The sequence below is a fragment of the Vibrio sp. CyArs1 genome, from assembly GCF_022432925.1.
Taxonomy (GTDB): Bacteria; Pseudomonadota; Gammaproteobacteria; order Enterobacterales; family Vibrionaceae; genus Vibrio; species Vibrio mediterranei.
This window is the reverse complement of record NZ_JAKRBO010000005.1, coordinates 1-23833: the sequence shown is the minus strand read 5'-3', so window position 1 is coordinate 23833 and position 23833 is coordinate 1. Positions and strand designations below refer to the sequence as shown.

At 37.2% G+C, this 23833-nt stretch carries 15 protein-coding genes and 1 pseudogene; 6 read left to right on the top strand and 10 right to left on the bottom strand.

Translation table 11 applies throughout. The features are described 5' to 3' along the window. Positions 1-191 precede the first annotated feature (191 nt). The 8 genes from MMA19_RS15430 to MMA19_RS15395 all read right to left on the bottom strand — a co-directional run bounded on the left by MMA19_RS15430 (position 192) and on the right by MMA19_RS15395 (position 14410). Positions 192-593 (bottom strand): transposase, encoded by a 402-nt coding sequence (locus tag MMA19_RS15430; protein WP_240206596.1) that lies wholly within the window; start codon positions 591-593, stop codon positions 192-194. A 1200-nt stretch (positions 594-1793) separates the two neighbouring features. Next, entirely contained in the window at positions 1794-2990 is a 1197-nt protein-coding gene (locus MMA19_RS15425) for a hypothetical protein (protein ID WP_240206595.1), read from the bottom strand. Continuing rightward, positions 2978-4978: a CS1-pili formation C-terminal domain-containing protein gene (locus MMA19_RS15420; RefSeq protein WP_240206594.1), complete on the bottom strand. Its 2001-nt coding sequence runs from the start codon at positions 4976-4978 to the stop codon at positions 2978-2980. The genes MMA19_RS15425 and MMA19_RS15420 overlap by 13 nt, the downstream gene beginning before the upstream one ends. A 223-nt stretch (positions 4979-5201) precedes the next feature. Then, positions 5202-5750 (bottom strand): hypothetical protein, encoded by a 549-nt coding sequence (locus MMA19_RS15415; protein ID WP_240206593.1) that lies wholly within the window; start codon positions 5748-5750, stop codon positions 5202-5204. Continuing rightward, positions 5740-6516, bottom strand: coding sequence for a hypothetical protein (locus tag MMA19_RS15410; protein WP_171391187.1), 777 nt, complete (start codon positions 6514-6516; stop codon positions 5740-5742). The genes MMA19_RS15415 and MMA19_RS15410 overlap by 11 nt, the downstream gene beginning before the upstream one ends. A gap of 234 nt (positions 6517-6750) precedes the next feature. After that, positions 6751-9204: a hypothetical protein gene (locus MMA19_RS15405; protein ID WP_240206592.1), complete on the bottom strand. Its 2454-nt coding sequence runs from the start codon at positions 9202-9204 to the stop codon at positions 6751-6753. Positions 9205-10448: 1244 nt separating this feature from the next. After that, on the bottom strand, positions 10449-11327 hold the full coding sequence (locus MMA19_RS15400) for a LysR family transcriptional regulator (RefSeq protein ID WP_240206591.1): 879 nt from the start codon (positions 11325-11327) through the stop codon (positions 10449-10451). A gap of 230 nt (positions 11328-11557) precedes the next feature. After that, a complete protein-coding gene (locus tag MMA19_RS15395) occupies positions 11558-14410 on the bottom strand; it encodes a glycosyl hydrolase family 18 protein (protein ID WP_240206590.1) in 2853 nt (950 codons plus the stop codon). Between the two features lie 956 nt (positions 14411-15366). Here MMA19_RS15395 and MMA19_RS15390 point away from each other — a divergent pair. After that, entirely contained in the window at positions 15367-16083 is a 717-nt protein-coding gene (locus MMA19_RS15390) for an EAL domain-containing protein (RefSeq protein WP_346657540.1), read from the top strand. A 755-nt stretch (positions 16084-16838) separates the two neighbouring features. Next, a pseudogene (locus tag MMA19_RS15385) lies at positions 16839-17351 on the top strand (GyrI-like domain-containing protein); the annotation flags it as partial. Between the two features lie 325 nt (positions 17352-17676). Here the strand turns inward: MMA19_RS15385 and MMA19_RS15380 are convergent. After that, a complete protein-coding gene (locus tag MMA19_RS15380; RefSeq protein ID WP_171391139.1) occupies positions 17677-18576 on the bottom strand; it encodes an NAD(P)H-binding protein in 900 nt (299 codons plus the stop codon). Between the two features lie 137 nt (positions 18577-18713). Between MMA19_RS15380 and MMA19_RS15375 the strand changes: the two genes are divergently transcribed. Then, positions 18714-19616: a LysR family transcriptional regulator gene (locus tag MMA19_RS15375; RefSeq protein ID WP_240206588.1), complete on the top strand. Its 903-nt coding sequence runs from the start codon at positions 18714-18716 to the stop codon at positions 19614-19616. A 176-nt stretch (positions 19617-19792) separates the two neighbouring features. Here MMA19_RS15375 and MMA19_RS15370 read toward each other — a convergent pair whose 3' ends face one another. Then, positions 19793-20692: a LysR family transcriptional regulator gene (locus tag MMA19_RS15370; RefSeq protein ID WP_240206587.1), complete on the bottom strand. Its 900-nt coding sequence runs from the start codon at positions 20690-20692 to the stop codon at positions 19793-19795. 77 nt (positions 20693-20769) lie between these two features. Here MMA19_RS15370 and MMA19_RS15365 point away from each other — a divergent pair, with 77 nt between their 5' ends. From MMA19_RS15365 to MMA19_RS15355, 3 genes are all read left to right on the top strand, one after another. Next, on the top strand, positions 20770-21657 hold the full coding sequence (locus tag MMA19_RS15365) for an MBL fold metallo-hydrolase (RefSeq protein WP_240206586.1): 888 nt from the start codon (positions 20770-20772) through the stop codon (positions 21655-21657). Positions 21658-21913: 256 nt separating this feature from the next. Further along, positions 21914-22486: an isochorismatase family cysteine hydrolase gene (locus MMA19_RS15360; RefSeq protein ID WP_240206585.1), complete on the top strand. Its 573-nt coding sequence runs from the start codon at positions 21914-21916 to the stop codon at positions 22484-22486. A 26-nt stretch (positions 22487-22512) separates the two neighbouring features. Further along, on the top strand, positions 22513-23700 hold the full coding sequence (locus MMA19_RS15355; RefSeq protein ID WP_240206584.1) for a multidrug effflux MFS transporter: 1188 nt from the start codon (positions 22513-22515) through the stop codon (positions 23698-23700). The last annotated feature ends 133 nt before the right edge of the window (positions 23701-23833 follow it).

Here is a 23833-nt window from a genome sequence, read left to right as displayed (position 1 = left end):
GATTGCAGACATATATCCGAGTTCTAAGACTCTTAATGGTTTCTGCTGAATGTGCTCTTATCAACAACACGAACTTTGAGTTCCAAGATCAAATCAAAGTTTTGTTTCAGATGACCAAGGACAGCTAGAGCCCCATGAGCACGTAACCTTCTCAAGTATCCAGCGCTTCTTTTGTTTATGCCTAATAGGACTTATTTACCTCCAGTAGAAAACTGTTTAGACACAAGCCCGATCCAAGCAGATACTTGCCGACCATTATTGAACGATTTTGAGTCACCGATGCTAGCTACTAATGATGTTGGCGTCATTGGCCCTATTCCTGGGATTTGAGCAATTCGCTGCGAATCTTCATTAAGTTGGTGACAAGAGTCAACTTGTTTAATTAGCTCTTTGCTTTGTATATCTAGCTCGTCGATTAACTCTTTCAACTGTGACACCAAACTACGGAGAGTCATTGTCAGCCCATTTTCTGCACCCTCTAAAATCAAAGGAATTTGCTTATTTAATGCTGAAGACCCTTTAGGGATGACGATGCCAAACTCACCTAGTAACCCTTCTAGTTGATTGACTAGTCCCGTTCTTAAAGAAACCAATCGTTCACCAGTTTTATGTACCAACAGAATGGATTGGTGCTCTACTGTTTATATTGGTACAAAGCGCATATTAGGTCGAGTTACCGCCTCAAAAATAGCTTCAGCATCAGCCGCATCGTTCTTATTAGATTTAACGTAAGGCTTTACAAATTGAGGAAGCATGAATTTAACGCTGTGACCTATTTTTATGAACAATCAAGCCCAATAGTGAGCTACTGAACAAGCCTCCATTCCAATTAAGCATGGCTCAAGCTCTGGTATCATCTGAGCTAAGTTCGCTCTCCTAACATTCTTTTGATCAACACAGAGCCTTGTTGATCTATGCCATGTAGAGTAAAAGATAATTTTGCCACATTGATCCCTAAAGTTGTTACTGTCATGGTTTGCGTCCTCTTCAATCCTCACACAATCAGTATAGGTGTGAGGTTGGGTGAGAGTGTCCATATCATTAACAACGCCATATGGCGTAAATCGTTTTACTAAATCTAGACTCGACCTAGGGAATTACTAATAGTGATGGCATTTGTAAAATACACCATAAAAGGATCGACAGAAAGCAAGACAAGTATCTGTAACTCATGCATTTTGAGTTGATACGAAAAAAACATAGACAACTTAATAAGTTTACTGTTTAATTCTGTGGGTTACTCTCTCTTTTATCATTTTTATAGAGAATGTTATTTGGTTCCTTGAGAGAGTAACTTTTAACTGCCCATAACAATTTCAATATACGGCAGCATTGAACTACTAAAAATAAATATTGCTGTTAATGAACGTTTTACTTTCCTCAGCTTTAATTTCTCGGTGTATAAGTAGTAACACCTGAGATATGAACAAGCCTCTCACTATAACTCATGAGTCTTGTAGTAAACTGGAGGCGTCATGTTCTAAACCGCTCTAGGCTATCATTATTCAACTCAGAGTTATCGATATTTTCTATGGCATTTCATACCAAGCAAAGCCCAACTGACCGAAAAGTTCACTGCCATAATGCATCAATAGAGCACTTTTTAACCTTGAAGACGGAATGAACACAAACCATAGTTTGTGGGAGATTTACACAAGAGATTACTCGATAGATTATTGGCTGCTATTACCAGATCCGCCCTAAGCAATACAACTCTGCTTTAAGACACAATCAAAGCAATTATTCTGGTTAAACCCTAAGAACGTGACCGATATTAATTGACCACTACATCATCATCTAAATTCAGGCTCTATATATAAATTAAACGAACCTGTGAAGATGTCACTAGAATCAAAGTTTGGGTCGTTAGCAACATCATCTATACTACTAGCGTCAAATTTGACGAAAATATTCCCTTTTATAAGTTCTTTATACCTAAGTCCTTCACTATATTGTACTGATACTGGCTGATCTAGTAGAAATTTAGGTATTGATGGATTTGGAGAAAGCGAAAATCCTACCGTATAAGGGAGGTTTACCGTTCCTGAATGGTTAACAAGTTTACAATCTGCCAGGCAGTCGGTCGAAAACTTAAGCTTATCAAAGGATGTAAACAAATCGAAAGGGATATTTAGTAAGTGATCTTTACCGGGTTCAAGAGTCACACGGCGATCACTATTGTCGTTTAGTATAAATTCCAAATATCCTACTACGTTTATTTTAAATTGCCATTCTATATTATTTGAGATTGTTACCTTGTTCTGACTTGGCTTTTGATAACTTATTATATCGGAGTTTGCCGGACGACTTGGCCATGTAACCATATACTCACCAGGGACAATGCCCGTGTAAAAGTCATCTCTGATACGCCATTGAGCATCGTTCTGTGCTATCCTGAGCTCTGTATCCATCGTAGGATCTACATTAACAACGTGAATTTGACACTCATATCCGGGCCCCTCGAACTTGTTTGTAACTCTGATTGATTTTTGGTCTGCATCTAAATAAGCATAACTACAGCCTCCCAAAGAAGTGACTCCATCAAAATTCCCATTATCATTCGTTATTTCAAATACATAACCTTTAAAAGCTACAGAAGGAGAAGATCCCCCATAATTGATTATACCAACAGTGCTTGGAGCTCCAACGGGTCCGTTGACTACTGCAGCACGATCCCATACATAGCCGGTAGACAGTGTTAGAATAAAAGTACTGTCGCCGGATGGTACACTAATATCATGCCACTTTTTATTTATGTAACAGACGCTATTTGCAGGTGCATTGCAATCCGTTCCCCAACTATCATAGCCCGCTAAGGTATTTTTAGTATGCGTGATCCCGGCTCCTGCCCCATCAAAACCGCTTACGTCTTCAATCTGTATACCCATGTTGTCCGAGTAGGCATCTAACTTAGAGATAATTGAAGCCTTAGAGTTTAGCGACCAAATCAGTAAAATCGATAAAGTCAGATAATTTTTTAACGTTCGCATTGTAACCGCCCAAGAATAACTACTGATTGATTTTTATCGACATAGTCTTGTATATTATACTCACCACATCTTTTGTCTTTCATCAATTTAATTGTTGGGTTATTTCGACTTACAACCATCGCAAAATATCCATTTTCGTCACTAATAACGCTAGAAGAGTGATTAATTACATCAACCCCACCAAAACCCTTTGAACGTTGATCAATCACGCGACCGTAAACAATATAATTGTTTTTTAATTCTTTTGGTGCTGAAATACTTATCATCCGAAACCTGCTTACTTTGCCCGATTGATTCTCAAGTTCTTTCATTTTTTGCTCATCTGTAGAAACTGTAATATATTGATCAAAACCTACTTTATCGTTAAGAGGACTTGCGTAGTTTATTTGGGTATTATTTACACTGTATTCGTCTAGCAGTGCATAGTTGTCGTATTGTTGACTATCAGACCAAACTTGTCCTTTACCTGCATAAAAGCTATTTGATAGTGAAAATCCATAGCCACTACCTTGTCCTCGATTTGCAAATATATTACTATTGAACCAGTCATTCGATACATATAATGACGCATCTGACTTAATACGTTGGCTTTGTTCTTCATAAGATACACCTAAGTCTAATGACTCATTTTCGTTAAACTCCATCTTATTTCTTAATTCCAGCTCATTTCCTCTGTTGTTCCCGTAAGCGTATCTCATCGTAGGGTTAATTAAAGAAGAGCTTTTTCCATAATACGCAAGAGATAGAAAAACATTTCGATCGTTAGTGACAAAATTATTATCTGCTGTTAACGTCCAATTCCACGTTTTGTATCCGGGTAATGCACCTGACAATGATATATTTAGATTACGATATTCACTTGTATTAAAGTTTTTTTGATAGCTCATAGTGAAATTATATTCTTTAGCTATTTTTGTATTGTAGTACAGGTTTATACTTTTATTATCGGTAACCTCACCTTCACTATAAAAGTAAGAAGCACCTATTGAAGATATACCAAATCTTTTTTTATAGTCGAGTGAATACTCCGAACGGTTTTTCTGGTCATCACTATATATATATTGATAGCTAGTATTAAAATCTAGAAAATGATATTGCAATCTATTAAGAAAGTAGTTTCCAAGTGTTGAATAACTGAATTGATAGTCCAATTCATTATAACTAAAGTTTCCAAAAAGCAATAATTCATCTAGATTTTCACTCAACGAAAAACTTAGAAGCTTTCGATTACCTTCATTACTACTACCTATGGCATAATTCGTCTCTTTTATTATTTCGCCATCAACAACTAACTGAACAATAGCAGTATTAGTACCAACAACTCGCGAGTCAAGAACGATAGAATTATAACCTCTTATTAATGGCTGTGTGACTTTTATCACTCCATCACTAGATAGTACATTAATACTTCCCGATTCATTGCTATATTCTATGACCTCTGTTCTATCATCGCTCTGACTAAATTTACTGTCATCTTTTGATACTTCTAAAGTTAAATAGTTATTATCTGATGACTTGTCAACGTAATATCGATTATTATATCCTCTTTGATAAGAGTATTTTAAATCGATATCATTATATATTTGAGATATATATAAGTTTGTTAACTCGGCACTGTTAACACTTTCGCTAGTCCAAGAGTAACGTAAATCCACGCCTAAATAAACATTGTCGCTCAATCCATGCCTAATATCTCCATTATAATTGCCTGAGTAGTTATTGTTGTATTGATTATAGGTAATATCGTTATTGATGCGTGTAAGACTGCTTGTATTTACCTCCTTCCCTCTAGCTTTCATAATAATCGATAGTGTCGCTGTAGAAAAGTCAAACGCAAAACTCAATTTTGTGTAATTTTTACAAACATCTATACTATCATACTCAGAACAATCGAATCTAAAGGATAATTGAAAATCATTTGAGTTGATATAATCAAGTATTGCTGAAATTGATTGCGCGTCTTTAGAACTAGAAAGTCGAAAGTTCATTCCACTATCTAAATATACCAAGTTCTCATAAACCTCGTTGTTAATCAAAACCTTGATAGGTATATTAAATTTGTTATTTCCAATGAGTTTAGCGTTAGTTTCTTTCTCATAGCTAATTTTACTAGTATTTAGGTCCGAAAGAACAGCTCCCTGAGCAAAATTGCTCAGGAAGACTAGTAATATGGTTAAGAGCAGGATGCTCGACCTCTTATCCACAATACGCTTAGATATTAGACTCAAACAGAAGGTTTACTGTACCGGCATAAGTTCCATCAGCCGGAGTCGAAGTGGTAACTCCGGTAGCACCTAGCATTGACAGCTCATCAGCATCAAAATCAATATCATACTGAGAGACAGCACCACTTTCCGTAGCTTTAGCGTAAATCGTTTGTGGAGTAGCGGTCACCGTCTTTATACCTGCAGTAGACGAGCCAGCAGTAGTCACTTGGGTAATCATAACTGCGACCGGGATTTCAGCCAAACCATTGACTAATTTTGCATCAGACGTCAATGAAACCAAAACGTCTTCTGTAGACTTAACTTTGATCCTAAGAGGACTGGGGTTGTTAAATTTGCTGGCTGCTTCATTATAAACAAACTCAGTGGCTGTTGTTGGCCATGAATCAGACACATCAGTAACAGAAAAATCTGATGTTGAACTAGCCACTGTCGCTGACAGCGAGATAGATCTATTAATAGTTGCGGCATGCGCAACATAAGACACACCTAACATAGCCATAGATACCCCTATGGCAAACCTCTTAAATTTCATTACATTCTCCACTTTGGTTACATTTAATCCTAATGCCATTCTGTAAAACACCTTTCAAACTATTAACTCTTTCATTCAGCTTCAATTTCTTACTACTAAGCCCCTTTAATATTAAATTATCCATGACTCTGCCATTTATAATTAAATTAGAAATTTCGACTACATATTTAGAACGGTTATTAACTTTTGTCCCAGATTTATCAAAACTAATATCTAATAAATTCGGCCTAATTTCAGAGAACGGTTGAGTTACTACTATCGCACCATACCCTATCCCTACATTAAGTTTTGCGGTTGTGTTTCCCTCTTGTGAGTACTTCAATTTTTGCTCTTCGCTTAGTAACTTTTTCAACTCAGTATTATCTGAAAGCATTTCGTCTAAAGGTACCGGTATTGCGCGAACTCTGAAGATTCGTTCTGTATTGTCACTTCCAATAGGAGTAATATTTAAAGACACATTTTGCTTTCGTTTGGGTGACAATATAAATTCATTCGGAAAGACATCTATGTCTTCAGAATCCTTTTCGAAATCAAATCCTATTGACTCAGAAAGAGTTTTCTTTTGATCATAAACTTTGAATCTCACTGCCGTAAGGAAATCAGATTCATTAGAGACTTTTACTTCTCCCACAGGTTTTGTGTTATCATAAAAATAAAACAACTTATCCAACTTTAATGAAACCACCTGGGCATATACGTCTTTAGTGATCATTAATGCAATCAAAAGCGTAGATAAAATCTTTATTTTACTGTTTAACTTTAACATTCAACAAACCTTTATTTCTTTTGACGCGCCCTTTTTTTAGGTTATTTTTCCCGACTACAACCTGAACCTCACTTCTTTGTTTTTTGTTCGTAAATGTATTTTCATTCAAGAATTTCTCAATCAGATATTTCATTACAGCATACCTTAATTCGCGATCAGACGAATTATACTTATACTACGATAAGGAATACATTACACACCCTAAACCCATACTTAATAATTTCTAATATAACGTTATTTATCAAAATCTAAGTCAACTAATATACTTTTTTCAAATGTATTGTCATGCCAACCTTTAGCTATAATCAATATTTCACTTTGATATCGCTTACCATTGGGTAAATTTATATAGGATTCACTATCATAATCTATCACCACTTTCATTTGCCCGTATCCTCTTTGGACACCGTCTTCCATTTTAATATTACGATTACCAAACTTTTTGTATCCAATCAAATCTAGTTGGTATATTTCACCATCATCTGATTCTACTTTTACTTTAATCGATGTTTTGCCGGAACTTCCACTCCATAAAGCTTGACTAGGTTTACGTGGGCCATTGCTCTCAATAACATTGTCTTGATAGTTATCGATATAAAAATAGACAGATGAATTACCAGAGGGAGTCATTTGACTATAATTCTTTGACCACTCGCCTAACTTTAAAAAATCTGCGTTTTTCTTCTTATCTTCTGAAAAGAATGAAAGATCAACTGGTATTATCTGTGAATAGTTAGAATCATGCCAACCGTCAGCTGTAACTATAAAGTTACCTCTATAAAATTGGTCTTTAGGTAGGTTATAATAACTATAGTTATATTTATCTAACGCAATTTTCATTTGGCCATAACCACGCTGAACTCCATCTTCCATTCTAATTCCTTTATTACCGAATTTTTTTTGACCAAACACATCCAGCGAGTATTCTTTCCCATCATCTCCCCTGACTTTTACCTGTATATTCGTTTTACCATTGGCACCACTCCACAGTGCCTTACTAGGATTTCTTGGGCCTGTAGAAGAAACAACATTTTTTGGTTGATTCTCTATATAAAAGTAAACTGAGGAATTTCCTGAAGGAGTTTCACTACTATAATTCCTCGACCATACGTTATTTTTAATTCCCGAATTGTAATTATACTTAGAAAAATCAACCTTCAATCGGATTTGTTTTTTGAAACCGTCGTCTGCCGGAAACTTGCTAATATTTAACAAAACAACACCACTATACCTACCATCTGGTAGTAAATCTAAGCTTTCTTCTACCAAGCTAAAATGCAAACCTCCACCGTCATTTGCAGAGTTGTCAATCGCATACTTGTCACCGATTGAACCTTTTACTTTTACCGTCTCGAATGTTCCATTCTCCAGGTTTTTAACATACAATTTGATATTTGTATATTTACCAATATCATCTTTATTATAATACTCATCATCGGTAGAACGGATTGAATCAGTGTATACTACTGAATCCTGGACTGGAATAAAGTAGTAATAATTTTCTATTAGCTCATCTTCAATATTGAAGTTTCTATCGCCGATAGTTATATAATCGTCAATAGTTGTATTTTCTGAGGTACTTAAGTCAGTGTTGTCGATAACATAAGAAAAGTAATTATCATCACCATAGATAGAGACCAAAATTGGATCATTGGTTTGTTCTAATGGGTTTAGTAAAAACCTTCCATCCTGTACTCCTGATCCCTCTAGGGACTTTGCTTTACCAATCGCTTGTATTTTGTCTACCTTAACCCCTTCTTTAACAAATATCTTCAACGATTTAGTCGAGGAATTATAATATGCGTATAGATTAGAAGATTCTTTTGTCAGCTTTCCTGATTCAATACTACCTTCATCCTTTGCGTTTTTTACTAAATCCTCAATTATTAAAGGCCATTCATTTACTAAAATATCACTTGAATTTTCACCTAGCGTAATCGCACTTGCCCTTGAAAAGTCAGCATATATTCGTGTGTCATCTTTATTTTGGTTAAAAACATCGAGCAGCCAGTTAATGCTTAACCAGTATTGCGTTGCAGAGCTAGAGTCTAGACCTTGTCTCGCTTTATATTCTTTTGGCACATTGTATGTCATCAATTTATACCATGCTTCGATACTCAAAGCCTGATTATAGTTTTCGTTCATAAATGTGTTAAAGAATCTTTCTTTCACTTCCTCCTTAGAATATAGGTATTTAAGATGATTCAATACTAACTCATAGCTATTCTTGTCGACAGAGTTGACTGACTGATCAAAAAACAATGGAGATGATTCAAACTGGTTGTTTGGATCAAGGAAAACCAAATCGTTTATATTTTTATCCAAAGCTATATTAATCTTTCTTCGAGGAAGAAGCTCAATATCTAGTAAATACGCATCAACACCATCAGACAACACAACCTCATTAAAAGACCGAGGGGAGTAATTTGAGATTTCTATCCCTTCAGATGTATCGACAACTTTTATATCATTCAATCTAAATCCATTCGATGTCTGATCTGATATCATTTCTTCATTTAAGATCTCAAACTTAGCAGCTTTGATCTTTTCGAATTTTTGTTCAGGTCCAACCGCCTCATATACTTTAATTTCAGAATTTTCATTCTTATATATCTCACTTGCATATTCAAATGAACGTGCCATTTGAGTGGTTAACAACAATAATAATGTCATTATTAATTTAATCACAATAAATACCAATTTTAAAACTAATATGGATCAACTGACATAGTGTTTTTTTCAACTATTCTCCACTTTTCTATTCGCCTTACCATAGTTAAATCTTTATCTTACGTTAAGTTTTACTAACATTCTTACTAGCTATCCTTACTCCAACAACAATTATTTTTCCAATAGCGTATTCCATATGACTGACCAGGTTTAAGTCACGACTAACCTTAAACCTAGTCATAAAAACTAACTTTAGTTTGAAATGCCTAGATTTAATGAATTCAAATCAAGCAATAATTATTAGACCAGGTACGTTGAGAATATCCCCTTGTATCTCTAGAATTATTCGTATGCTACTAGGGGCTTTTTCTAAGAAGTCGACCTAACTAAATCAGAATTTTACTATTAGCTCAGAGACATTTATTCAGTAGTTTAATTCCATGCCAGAATCTAGGGATAGAACCACTAACTGGTGTAGGTAAAATAATTTCTACTCCAGCCTTCAAGGTAAACCGCGTCAGTCTATCACTAAGGACACTTTAAAATTTTTTATAAGGTAGCAATCAATACCAAACCACTTTTCAAGTGTCGTCAAACTATACGGTGAAAACGATACTCTAAACATTTATGCAATAGCGCTGATATTATCATGTGTCACAGATACAAAAGTACTAAACAAACACCCAGAGCAACAAGTAAATTTCAGTACATGACGTATAGGTTAAAAGGGTTAATACCGAGCGAATAGGGTTAAGAAAGCAACTCACCGCATGTGTCGGAGTTGCTTTCTTAGAAAGGAACATCTACAAAAACTATCTTTCAGAAAGAGTAGGTAAGTATTCTCTATTCTGAATCTTTTAAACCGTTTGTCTGGTCAATAGTTTCATGAAACATTTCGGCGTGTAGCTTAAGAGACAGAATAAGCACTATAGCCAGGTCGTTCATCCGGTAACTGCCTCTTGTATGTAGAAGAACATTGAGCAAAATCTATAGCCCAGATCTATTTAAGTAGAAAGTTCATACATTCAAAAATACTACAGAGGTACTATGGTTATTGTAACCTTTTTTCTTATCGTAAGACAAAATACGTTACGCATAATTTAAAATGTAATAATCTATTGCGTAATGCCTAGTATATTGTTTGATATTTTACAGAATTGTACCATACATATGAAAACTTAACATATCTTATCAATATCCTCCGTTCGCCTTATATCACAGAGCTGACATTCTTTAATGTAAAAATCTTAAAATACTGTGTATTATTGCTTATAAAGTTCAGAGTATTTTTTAGATAAAACTATCGACTTTTCATCTAAAAGATTATTTATGTAAGTTTTCAACCTGGATATTTCTTTGATATTTCTGTTTCCATTTTTATGGTATAAGTATAAAGAATGTTTAATGACAGGCATGTCTTCTACAATGGTTAAGTTAAGTATATCTTTATAGAGATCGTAATAAAACAGAGGAATCACCGTATAATCGTTACTCAGTTTTACCCTGAGTACAGCCTCACTTAGGCTGTCAACTTCTTTGATATTTTTATCAAAATCAACTAATTGTGGAAGACAACTGTACTCAAAATCACGGATGAAAACAAACGAGTCATCTTCAGACAAAGGACTCTGAGTTCCTTTTACATAAACTAATGACAGCTTTGATAATTTATGTATAACAAATTTATTATTCGATATTGGATGCGTTGTATTGATAATGACATCTGCATCTTGAAATTCAAGTGCATTGTTAATGCATCCATCATCATACTTAGTGAACATAAAAGTGGTATCAAGATCCAATGTTGAAAGCGCAAACAAAAAATCCTTATGCATTGTGACTTTAATAGTGTCATTTTCTGTTAACGAAAAATAAATACCTTCAATATGCTCTTTGATATTTTGGAACAGAAATATAGCATATTTGGTAGGTGTTGTTTTTCTTCCATTTTTCACAAACAACGGCTCTCCTAGTGCAGAAGATAGCTTTTTTATTACCTGACTTATTGAAGAGTCTGTTATATCTAGTTCATCTGCCGCAGATGTAAAACTTCCTTTTTTAACTACAAGATAGAATACGTAAAGCCAATCAAGTTTAATCCTATTGTTACGTAAAATTGCTTCTCTAGTTTTTTGGTGCATAGTTAAATCGTCCATATAGCATGGATTAGTGAAGGTATATCTCCCCTGTTATGCCATTCACTTCACATGCATAGCAAAAGTGCAATCTTATATTTTTATAAGCACTTGTTTGTTTCTATATTTCAACTAAACGTTGTGATTACGATTCCATTCTTGCCAAATTATAACATCAAAAAACTATTAAACAATATGCAGATCAAAATGATCCGCATATTTTTATTTAAATTTACCTAGTTAATTTCATAGGTTACAATCGTTCCTTCTGGCCCCCAAACTTTATTTCTATAACTACTGCCAACAATAACTTTAATGTCACCGTTACTTTTTTGTTCACCAGCAATTATCCCTGGAATTTTCATAGCATTAATTTTGTTCGCTACAACATGTTGCCAACCATATGATTCGGGTTTTTTATTGAACTTGGTTTCCACCTGAGTTGAGTTTCCATCAGGCAGTTCTATTGTTGTAGTGACCGTTTGTCCAGCTTCAGGAGTCGGCCCGTAAATACCAGAAACCATTGTAACTTGATCTTCAACCAACTCTTGCTTAATAGAAGTACCTTGTGGTCCCCATATTTTGTTTCTGTAGCTACTGCCATTTATAACAACGATAGAACCATCACTTTTTTGCTCGCCAGCCTTAACGTTTTCGATTCCCGCATTGTTGATATTATTAGCCACACTTTGTTGCCAACCATAAGATTGCGGATTGTTATTAAAGACAGTTTCAACTTTATGAGTATCTCCATCGACTGTTGTTATAGTTGTTACGATCTTTTGATTCGAGTTCGGCGTTTGCCCAGTTATTGAAGATAATAGAACAATATTATCTTCGAGTAATTCCATATCAACCTTGGTTCCTTCAGGACCCCAAACTAAATTACGGTATCCACTTCCATTAACGACTGAAATTTCACCATCAGCAGTTTTTTCTCCCGCTTTTACGTTACGGATCCCGGCCTTATTAATGTTGTTAGCAACCACGTGCTGCCAGCCGTAAGATTCCGGATTATTATTAAATACGGTATTGATTTTATGTACTTGACCTTGAGTAGTTGTAATTGTAGTTACAACTTTTTGAGACGCCTTTGGTGTAGGACCATCTATCGCAGCCACTGAGATTAACTCAGGAGGATCAATAAGATCAGCACAGTCGGAGTTTGACACATTTACACCACAAGTCTGTGAAAACTCCTCGATTTGTTCTACTGTATAACTATCAGAGCCAGATAGTTGATGACCATAAGCCAGGTTAATCGAATCTACGGTAATACCTTTATAGTCCTGTTCAACTGTCCAAACAAACGTTCCTGCTAATCCATTATCCTTTACATATTTCGCTTTCATAGCAGCAGTTCTTGGGGTATCAATAGAATAGTATACGTTAGTATTTGCGTTGTAATAATAGTCTGCATTATTGTCTACATCAGTATATAGCTGGAAACCATTGTCACCTCGTAAATCGGAACCTGACATATTTCCATAAAGATCATAGCCTTCTACAACACTTGGAGCATCAGGGTATGTGCCGAATACTAAAGTATCTGTAACTGATTCTGCCTCAAATGGTTGACCATCAACAGTAATAGTCCCTTGTTTACCACGCGAGTAATTGGCTACTCCCAACATCATTCTCGATTTCTCGACTCCCCATGATGCTAGCAGTTCAACAGCTTTTGATGCACTATTACTACTCTCAGAAGAATCACTAGAAACTGAACTACCATATAAATTTGAATGATGTCCGAGGGTTGTATCCCATGCTCCCCAATAATCGTAATTCATCAAATATAACTTATCTAAGAGGCCATTTTCTCCTGCTAGTTTAAGATAGTTATCTTTACCAATATAGTTAATATACTCAGAAGTAGCACCTACAGCTGAAGATAATTGGATGGAGTTATAACCGTTGCTATCTAGTGTATCTCTTAGCGTTTGTAGTAGAGATACAAAGTTACTTCCATCGTCCTCTTCAAATGCGCCGCTCTCGCCACCATGCCCAGGAAATTCCCAGTCAATATCAAAAGATGTGAATAGCGGTTTTCCGTTAACTTTAAATTTATTTAAAAGTTCAACAATTGAATCGGCAAAGTTCTGTCTTAGTGTCTCGTCAGCAGCTACTCGATGGAATGGTTCTGATAGCGTCCAACCACCAATACTAAGACCAATATTAATGTCGGGTTGGTCTGTTTTCAACTTAACTAATTCACCAAAAACGCCTCTAACATTAGATGAATTTAATTGAGACCATTTTTCTTTTGTGAGGTTTCCGTCGTATAACTCGCTGTAGTCATAGCCAGGATCATAAGCGTTAGCTGATTGGAATGAGCCCCAGTGATCAAGTGATACAACCGAACCTTCTGGCTTTTCTAAAGAGTCACAGGACTCTTTAACTTTCTGAGATTTTTCTGTTGAACCGACTTCCGCTCCAGCCAGACCTCTATCACCACATATACCGAAGAATGAATAAACAAGATCTGTATAACTTGTTTCGTCTACATCACTTAATGCAAACTGCCTGTCATATTGTGCCCAATCAGAGAAGTATCCGGCTGTTTTTAAATTATCACCTTCAGCGCGAATTACTGGCGACGAGTCTGCATTAGACGGTTGTTGCGTCGAACCTGTGATGCTAGTTTCGTAATCAAATTCATTTGGCTTATTAGGCTCTGTCGTACCACCATCTTTAATACTAAAAGCGTCCCAACTTTCAGGTGCTTTTACAAATGAATTGCTATTTCCATCACTTCCTGTAGCCCAAATTTTAAACTCTCCAGTAGGTAACTTATCACCTGGTATCTTAATACTAACTGTACCCTGACCCGTTGTCCCCCCATCAAGTGACATGATATTGTTTCCAGACTTGCATTCTAACAGGTTAGTTTTATCAGCATCACTATATAAACATACGTCAATCAGCTTCTCTGACGAGTTAGAGACCCAATAGTCAATCACATTAACTACAAAGTTATCCTTGGGCATACTATACCCATCTGCACCCACAACTTGATCGATACCAGCATAAGCTGCCGACGTTCCGATATTTGCAAGAATGATTGCTTTAGCTATTTTACTGTACTTCATCTTATTAAATTTATCTCTTTGTGAATTAATACTGCTTAGAAGTTTTAAGCCACACTATTTTCTCCAGGATTGACACAGGAATACATTAGAAAAACATGTTTTTCTAGTTAGTTAATCTTAATGTAATACATGTTTTTTTGGCATATGATTCGTGCCATAGTTACATGTCAAACTAATTTAAATAGGTTGCTTTAGTGATCAGAACCACACATTTATTACTATTCGTTATGCTGATTAGCCTAATGTCGTTATTAGGCTGTTCATCTTCAAGCCAAAAGGAGACCACAGCAATGATAGCGAAGAATAGAGCGTCAATTATAAATGCAGCTAATAGCGCAGATGGATTTGTGAAGTCTTATGCGACAAATACCGACATCTATATAGAGTTCATTTCACCGGTAGATGTTAAAGCAGATATGAAGTCGTTACTTGTTAAAGTCACGGACAGTTATTGTTCCAGTAGTGATATCATTAGAGTAATGAAAAGCGGTGTTAGCTATCATTTGAAAATATGGGATCCCCAAATGAAAAGTAGCTATTCTAGTGTAGCAAGCTTTCAATTATGTGGTAAGCGTAGCTAACGTTCTGATCATTTAGTCGCCTATGACTGTCCATGACGACAGTATATAATAGGTTAGCAAAGAAACTATCATGAGTCGTAAATTTTAAGAATTATCTGCATAATGTTATTTATTTAAAAGGAATTTTGTAGAGCATCGTTAGATAGAAATCTTCAACTTTCGAATTGATTTGAGCTTCTTTCATCTAACTTCTATGAGTCTTTTCATTAAAATGGTGTTCACGAATTACCCTTAATATATCAGCATCAACATATAAGCAATGTCGTTCTCTAAATTATGTTCGAAATCTATCATGCTAAATCATAATACCTAGCGGCCATTTGCGACCCAAACATTTTTCATAATCAACAAAGACAGTAGAAGAGAATATCATTTATGTGTACGCAAATAGATAGGTTTATTACAAGCACTATAGAAAGTAGCATAAGTTTCCAGTATAAAATGCAAGGTGTATATAGTGTAAGAGGTCAATGTCTAGGGTATGAGATTTTGATTGATTCAAAGAGAAGTCGAGAGACTTCGCTTGACCCAAATTTTCATCAAGATTTAATGTTCTCATCCTCAGCCAATTATTTACTCGAACGAATCAAAGTTGCCATTGAGCATGGCACGTTTAAATGTGATTGGTCAGGAAAACACATGTTCCTCAACCTTGAGCGAAGTAATCTCTGTGATATAACCCTGTTGTCGGGACTGATCGAGTTAAATAACTACCTGTTAGAAAAACAAATCAGGCTTGTTGTGGAAATCACTGAGCGAAATGTCTGTGAGAACTGTGTACGAATCATAGAAGGCCTTATTCTACTAAAACAGAATGGCGTAGTGATGGCAGTGGATGATTATGATATTTACAAGTCAGACTTTCGTGCTAATGAACTGGAAATGAAACTATATGAATTCATAAAAATTCAATCCCCAAGTTGCGAAAGAGAATTTGATGCATTAGAGGCCTTCGTACAAATCAGACCGGAAAAAATAATCATGGAACATGTTGAATCTACGTCGACATTCAAAATGTTAATCAACCTAAATAAAATTTTTTGGGGATATCAAGGCTATTGGTTTGATAAAGGTGCTGCAATTGATATCTAAAGAAGTTGATTTTTGGTGATATTAAAAAACATATAGAGTCTAAGTTATAGTTAAGCAAGATACGTCTACTCGTTATAACAACACTACTAGTCAGGGTATAGTGCTATATCAAAAAGGGAAAATTATGAGCTTCTTTGTTGATCATCATATTGAAACAATCTCCACTTCCTTACTAGAATTTGACTTCACCGAGGTCCAGTGTGGAAGAGATGACTTCAATTTCTTCATCATAGGAAAACTTAAATATGTAAATATTTGTATATCTTGTAACTTGATAAGTAAAAGCTACGAGTGCGATATCTTAGCAAACCTTGGTTATCACAACCTTATATCAGACATACCAACAATGGTATTTTCGATTCAAGCACCATTAAAGATTAATATAATTAGTGTTATTAGATTAGCGCGCATCCAAGAGAAAGCCTTAGCTAACTATGTTCGAACACGCGCTAAGTTCAAAGAAATTAACCTACTAAAGAAACGGCAAAGTTCCTAACGTTCGGTAAGGTCATAAAATAGAGAGATGAGCGTCAAGCTATCGCAATCGTTGAACATCGATGTGTGATGCAACCAAACGATATGAATACTAGTACATAAAGGCATAACAGAATCAGTTGTTACTTGTGCCTTGATGTGCCTACAGTAATGACACTCGACCGGAGCAAACATACCTCTCGGCATATCCGCAATGGAGTTATTTCTAACTTAGCAAACCACATTGTTTCCCTGCCTGATTCAGCAGTGCGAGTTGATGACACTCAAAATATGAATTTAAGCCACCTACCTTAGGGGAGCATATTGTGGATGTAAATATTGTAGATTTTGCCGAACAACCTATCGCTTATATTGAGCACCGAGGAAACCCACAAAGGGTTTTTGAAACGGCAGCTAGGTTTATTGAATGGAGAAAATCGACAGGCCTCTCACCAATAAAAACTAGCAAAACCTTCGGTATTCCCTATGGAGATCCAAACCAGACTCGAGAAGAAGAGTTTCGATTTGATATCTGCGGTAGTCATAGTGGAGAAGTCCCTGATAACCCATTTTCAGTAAAAGCAGGGGCCATTCCAGCAGGACGTTGCGCAATGGTGTTGCATAAAGGAAGCCATGATACGATTGGAACTACGATATATCAGCTCTACCAACAATGGCTACCCAAAAGTGGTGAGGAGCTTCGAGAGTTTCCTGTATTCTTCAGCTATTTAGATTTTGTGCACGAAGTAGATGAATGCGAACTATTGACTGAGGTTTACCTTCCGATTAAATAGCAGCTATTCCATACCTCAATCGCAAGTCTCGTCTAATCGAGGCTTGCTCATATTAGATTTACTTATGATTACCTATAACGTTGAAAACACATAATGGGCAAAGGTGTGCTTGGATACTTCACATCAACACTGATCTGTAAATGCTAACTTGTGGTAAACAGTAACCATTACGTGTGTAGTAAAGTACGGTGTTAAATCACGACTTACAATGCAAGCGCTGTTTAGCATTTTATTGGGATTAGAGAAAAAGTGCCCCACTGTTAGCCGAGACGTTAGGGATTGAGTTAAAACTTGTTTATAAGTAATAGGTTACTAATCATAAGAGCTAAACTTGATTAGCGACTTTTAGCAATGAGGAGCGATTCTCTTCAAGCCAAGCGGTGAAGGTTTGCGGTTTTTTTCCTGTCAACTCCTCGAACTCTTCGCTACTACCATCTGAGTAATTTCCACGGCCGTGTTGATCCATAGTGGTAATCATCGCCACTAGACCTCTAGGTAGCTGTAACTCTTCCAAGTGCCTTTTATAATCTTCATCAGAGAGGTACACAACATTGATTACCTTGCCTAATACAGAGTCAATCGCTTTTGCCATATCTTCTGTTGTTAGTGATTTTGGTCCATTCAACGTTAACGTCTTTTTACCTTTCAAGCCTTTGACAAGTGAACTGGCAGCCGCATAAGCGAGATCTGCACGACTAATTTGAGCGCTACGACCCTGTGCAGCTGCCGTTAACCATGTAAAGCTTTGAAGTACACTAGCCGAGAACTCATACAAGTTTTCATAGTACCAATTGTTACGCAAAATCGTCCAAGTTGGAATTGTGCTGTCCGCAATCGCTTTTTCACTGTTAACGTGTTCATACGCGAACACAACAGGTGAAGTGTCCGCTGATGGCATAGAAGTATAAGTAACGTGTTTTACGCCTACTTTTTCCGCTGCTTTGATGGCATTGTAGTGTAGCTTGCTACGTTGACCGACAGCATCAATGCTGATGAGTAGTAGGTTATCTGCACCACAAAAAGCCTGTTCAAGTGAGTCTGGATTGGCGAAATCGGCTTCACGCACATCAACACCTTTTGTCACTAGATCTACTAAACTATCCGTTTTACGAGTTGTGACAATCAGCTGACTCGGTGCGATTTGTAATTCATTGAGTAAGTATGACACTACTTGCCTACCAAGTTTACCTGAAGCTCCAGTAACGAGTAATTTACGCTCTGACATAGTTATTCTCCGTTCATTTAGTGTAAAACTGATTGTCTTGCGACTAATAGTTGAGTTAACTATATAGTTTATTTTTTGCTAGATAATTAGCTTTTGGATAAACTAATTGTTAAGTATAAATAAACAGTGTGAATTAAATGATCTCGATTGATGATATGATGGTATTTGCGAAGGTGGTTGAAACTCGATCTTTTACCCAGTCGGCAGAAGAGTTAGGGATTGGTAAAGCGCGAGTTTCACAAATTATCACTAAGCTTGAGCAAGGGTTAAATACACGTTTGCTTAATCGCACCACGCGCTCCTTATCGCTTACTGACTCTGGAGTGCGTTATTATGAAAAGTGTCACGACATTCAAGAGTTGGCGATACAAGCCAACACAGAGGCACAAAGCATTAGTCGTGAACCGAGTGGCGTGATACGAGTTTCGACTCCAAGTGATGGTACAGCATACATCAACATCTTCAGTGAGTTTCTTAGCCAACATCCCCAAATTCAGCTCGACATTATTGAAAGCGACAGGTACATCAACTTGATTGAGTCTCGCTGTGATATTGCTATTCGCTCCTCCTCCGAGCTCGAAGATTCCAGCCTATATGCAATCAAATTTGGTGAGTTTACCGATATTCTTTGTACTTCGCCTAAATACTTAAAGCACTTTGATGAGTTACAGTCAGCGCAAGACCTGCTTAAACTCGACTGGGTGAGTCATGAGATAGTGCATGGTAACAAATGCTTAACGTTAACGTCATCGCAAGGTGAGAAGATCAAACTAAACCACAAGCCCAAAGTACAGGTTAGCACATCCAACTCTCTGAAAGGGTTTCTGAAAAACCATATTGGTTTTGGTATTCTGCCTAGTATCGTGGTTAATGATGAGTTAGCTAGTGGTGAGTTAGTTAGAATCCTTCCTAATGTTCATGATGTCACCATCCCATTGTATGCTGTATATCAAAATAAGGCTTTAATGCCACTGAAAACGCGTACCTTGATAGAGTTCCTAAAACAAAAAAGGCGATTTAAGGTAGATTTTTCCTTCTGATCGCTAAGTCATGAATCTTTCAAGAGATTGCTCAATACGGAAAAATCTGTTTGTAAAGTCATTGTTCTTTAGGAGCTGGGGGATTAATTGATAGGAAAAGTATCACTATAGGGCGAAAGCGAATCAGCCAATAAATTCAAACTAAAGCAATTAAACTAACTTTTAACTTGTTCGTTTCAATTATTAGAAATGCTGGTACGAACGATACTCCTAAACCATTTGTGAGTAGGAGATGTATGTGTGGCCTTATGCCAAACCATCTTGAATTTTACTGTAGGGAATTCAAAAGGCAACGAGATACAATCAAACTCTGAAAATAGACCTTGTTTTAATTTGGATGGCAGTGTCGCAATCAAAGGTGTACCTTTCATCATAATCGCTAATGCCTCGAAACTAGGGCTTTCTAATTTAACGTTGCGAATAATCCCAAGGTTCTCAAAAACGCTATCCGCAATTTGTGTTTTATTGGTGCCAAATCGGACGACAGCATGCTCTAGACGAGCATAATTTGACAACACCTCTTCTGCACCAATTACCGACGGATCGAAAAAGAACATAGAATTATCTTCGAATAATGGAGTGTAATGTATGTCCAAATGGTTAGGTAGATTTAAAGGGGTCACGACAAGATCGCATTTTCGACTTCTGAGGTCTTCAATGAAAGACTCATTCGCTGAGATGAGTTTTAATCCTGCCTTTGGAGCTAACTGCCACATTTCTTTTGAGAGTTTTGGGGCAATCAATTGTCTTTCAAAATCATTTGCAGAGAGGCAAAAATGTGTATCTATTTCTTTGATAGTGTGCGTGTGTGGCTCTGCCAAGTTAACCAGCCTATCAACAAGTTCTGAGATTTCAGGAGCAAGAACCTTTGCTCTTTCTGTTGGTGTAATAGTGCGTCCGGCGCGGACAAAAAGTGGGTCATTCAAAGCTAGGCGAAGTCGCTCTAACGAATGACTCACTACAGGTTGGCTCAACCCTAGCCGTGCTGCGCCTTTTGATATTGAGCCTTCTTCGTACACCGCACAAAAAATAGAAAGTAGTTTTCCATCTACGTTCAAAACATTAAATTTCGACATGTATATTATCAACTAATTGTGTCTTTTTTATATTTTGGCAGGCCTGTACTCTTTCAGCAACACCAGAAAGAGGAATGATGATGAAAAAACTCCTGATTAACTTAGCTGCAAGCCTTCTCTTGATAAGTGGGACAGCCCTACACGCCGAAGAGTTCAAAGGTACACCGCCAACGATGACCAAAGTTGCTGATGGTGTGTATCAGTACTTTGCCGGTTTCTACTCAAGCTTAGTCGTCATTGGGAATGAGAGCGTTCTCGTGACGGACTCTGCTAACTCGCAGCGTGCTGAAGGCTTGAAAGTTGAAATTGCTAAACTCACTGAACTGCCAGTGACGTATGTGGGTCTTAGTCATGAGCACTTTGATCATGTAGGCGGTACCGAGGTGTTTGAGGACGCTCAGGTAATTTGTCATGAGACATGCAAGGATGTATTTTCCACAACAGCCGTCATGCCAGTACCTGCTGTTGATATTGAGTTCTCAGATTCGCTTAAGATTGATTTGGGCGGTAAATCTGTTGAGATTTTCCATACTGTCCCTGGTGATGGCATGGCAACCTCAATCTACTGGGTGCCGGATGCAAAGGTTGCTTTTAGTGCAGATATGTACAATTACCGTGAATTCATTTTTGCAGACACACGACAAGACACTAACTTCCTTGGTGTCATAAAAATTCTTGAAATGATTGAAAGCTGGAAACCAAGTTACGTTATTGATGCACATATGCCTGGTAATAGTCTGACTGCTATGACCGAGTACGTTCAAATGTTAAACGACTTGAAGACTGCAGTTGAGGGACCAATGCGAACTGCCCTTGAGAGCCAAGGCCCCCATGCTGTATTTGGCTTAATTAGTACCTTGCCTCAACAGATCAAGCTTGAACAATATGCTGACTGGAAAGGATACGATAAACAATTCCCAGACTTTGTAAAACGAATGGCTATTGTGGTTTTTCATGGTGGGTAATTAGCCTCTCGAAACTTCCTCCGCAAGAGCTTGATTCGAGTGATAGGAATAGACTCCTCTATGAGCAAAAACTATATGACCGATGGAGCAGACCAATAAAGCGCTTGTAAAAAGGTTTGTCCAGAACGCTATACCAGAAAGCCCAGCTAAAATGGCTCTTCAAAACGGGAAATTCTAATGTTTTAGAGGGTGTTGTAACACTCTTAACGTAAGACTTTTATCCAAACTGAAACCCAAATAAAAAGGATACTACGTAATGACTTCTGCTCTACTTGTAATTGATATGGTTAATGATTTAATTCACGAAAACGGCAAAATGCCTGGTTGCTGTGATTATATTAAAGCCCATCAAGTGATAGAAAAAACCAACAAGGCTATTGCTTTAGCTCGACAGAGTGGGCACCTCATTATATTTATGAAGGTCGGATACGATAAATCTTATATCCTCAATCATTCTGGTTCACCATTCTTCATTGCTAACGAAAAACTTGAAGCTTTACAGTTGGGCTCTTGGGGAGGTGAGTTCCATCAAGATATTGACTTAACCGATAACGACATAGTAGTTATCAAACCGCGTATTAATGCTTTTTATTCGTCCCAACTAGAGGCCGTTCTCCGTGCTAACCATGTGCAAAATATTGTGCTTAGTGGAGTGAGCAGTGCATGGGCAATTGAAGCGACTGCTCGAGAAGCGCACGACCGAGATTACAATGTAACTATTTTGGATGATGCATGTGGTGCTAAGAATAAACAGGAACATGTCTCTGTCATGGAGCGAATGCAAACTATCGCAAGTATTTCGATTGTCGATGCATTTTATAAAGCGTAAAGTTGCTTAGAATGGGAACTAATAGTATGAAAAAATCCTCTTTTAATAAGGAGCCCTTAATACTAGCCTTGATGGTCATGGCAACGGGCCAGATGGCCGCAAGCATTATCTTCCCATCATTACCAATGATAAGTACAGATCTGTCCGTGGAGCCCGAGCAGTCACAAAAACTCGTTTCTCTGTTTCTGATTGGTTTTGGATTGTCGCAATTGTTTTTGGGGCCATTTTCTGATCTTCGAGGGCGCAGAACGACGTTCATATTGGGACAGAGCATTTTTCTAATCGGTGCCATCGTGAGTTATGTATCCGTATCAAACGTTGATGCGATGGCCTTTGGGCGTTTAATACAAGGAGTTGGAGCGGGAAGTTGCTCCGTTTTAGGGAAAAGCATCATTCGCGATAAATATGAAGGAGCGGATTTATCAAAGGCCCTCTCATACCTTGTCGTAATAAGCTCGATAGTGCCGATTATTTCGCCTGTGCTTGGCGGTTGGTTGACGATACATTTGGGATGGCAATCTGTATTTGCTCTTATTACGCTTTATGTCGCAGTGACTTTAGGCTTCGCTTGGTTTGCTTTTCCAGAAACATTACCACACGCTAAAAAGAAATTTGAGATTGCTAGGGTGCTTAAGGCCTACTCATTAATAGCGCGCAATTTTCAGGTGTTTTCGAACGCGAGTTACAACTGGCTCACCTATCTAGGAAGCATTGTTACATTGACCATATTTCCTTTTCTCTTGCAAAAAGACCTTGGCTTAACAGCATCTGAGTATGGTGAAGTGGTTATTATCCCATCATTAGGATTACTGATGGGATCAGGAATTGCGAGTATGTTAAATGGAAAAGTGAGCACATTCAGTACTCTTATACTGGCGATCTGCATCTTATTGCTTTCTGGCGTATGGTTTTTGTTCGCAGAAATGACCGTTATTAATACGCTTGGTGGCTTTACGGGTTTTGCTGTAGCTCAGGGGATCTTGTTACCTGTTTCCATGACCATGCTACTTATGCCCTATAAGGATAAAGCAGGTCTTGTATCTGCTTACGCAGGGGCTATTCAAATGTTATTTGCGGGTATTATCGGAGGGGGTTTAGCAAATGTATGGGTTAAGACACAAGCGGATTTAGGAATGATGTATTGCTGTCTAGCGGTGATCTTGTTTTTTATGACCACCATGAAACAGTTCAAGCTTAAAAAATCTCGAATCTAAGTATCTTGCTGAAATAAACCCAAACAACTTATTCCTAGAACACTGGGCAGTATTATGGGCTTTGTTGCCGAAATCGAATGAACTAAATCAGAATCTTACGATCAGATCAGGGACATTCACTTACTGACTTTGA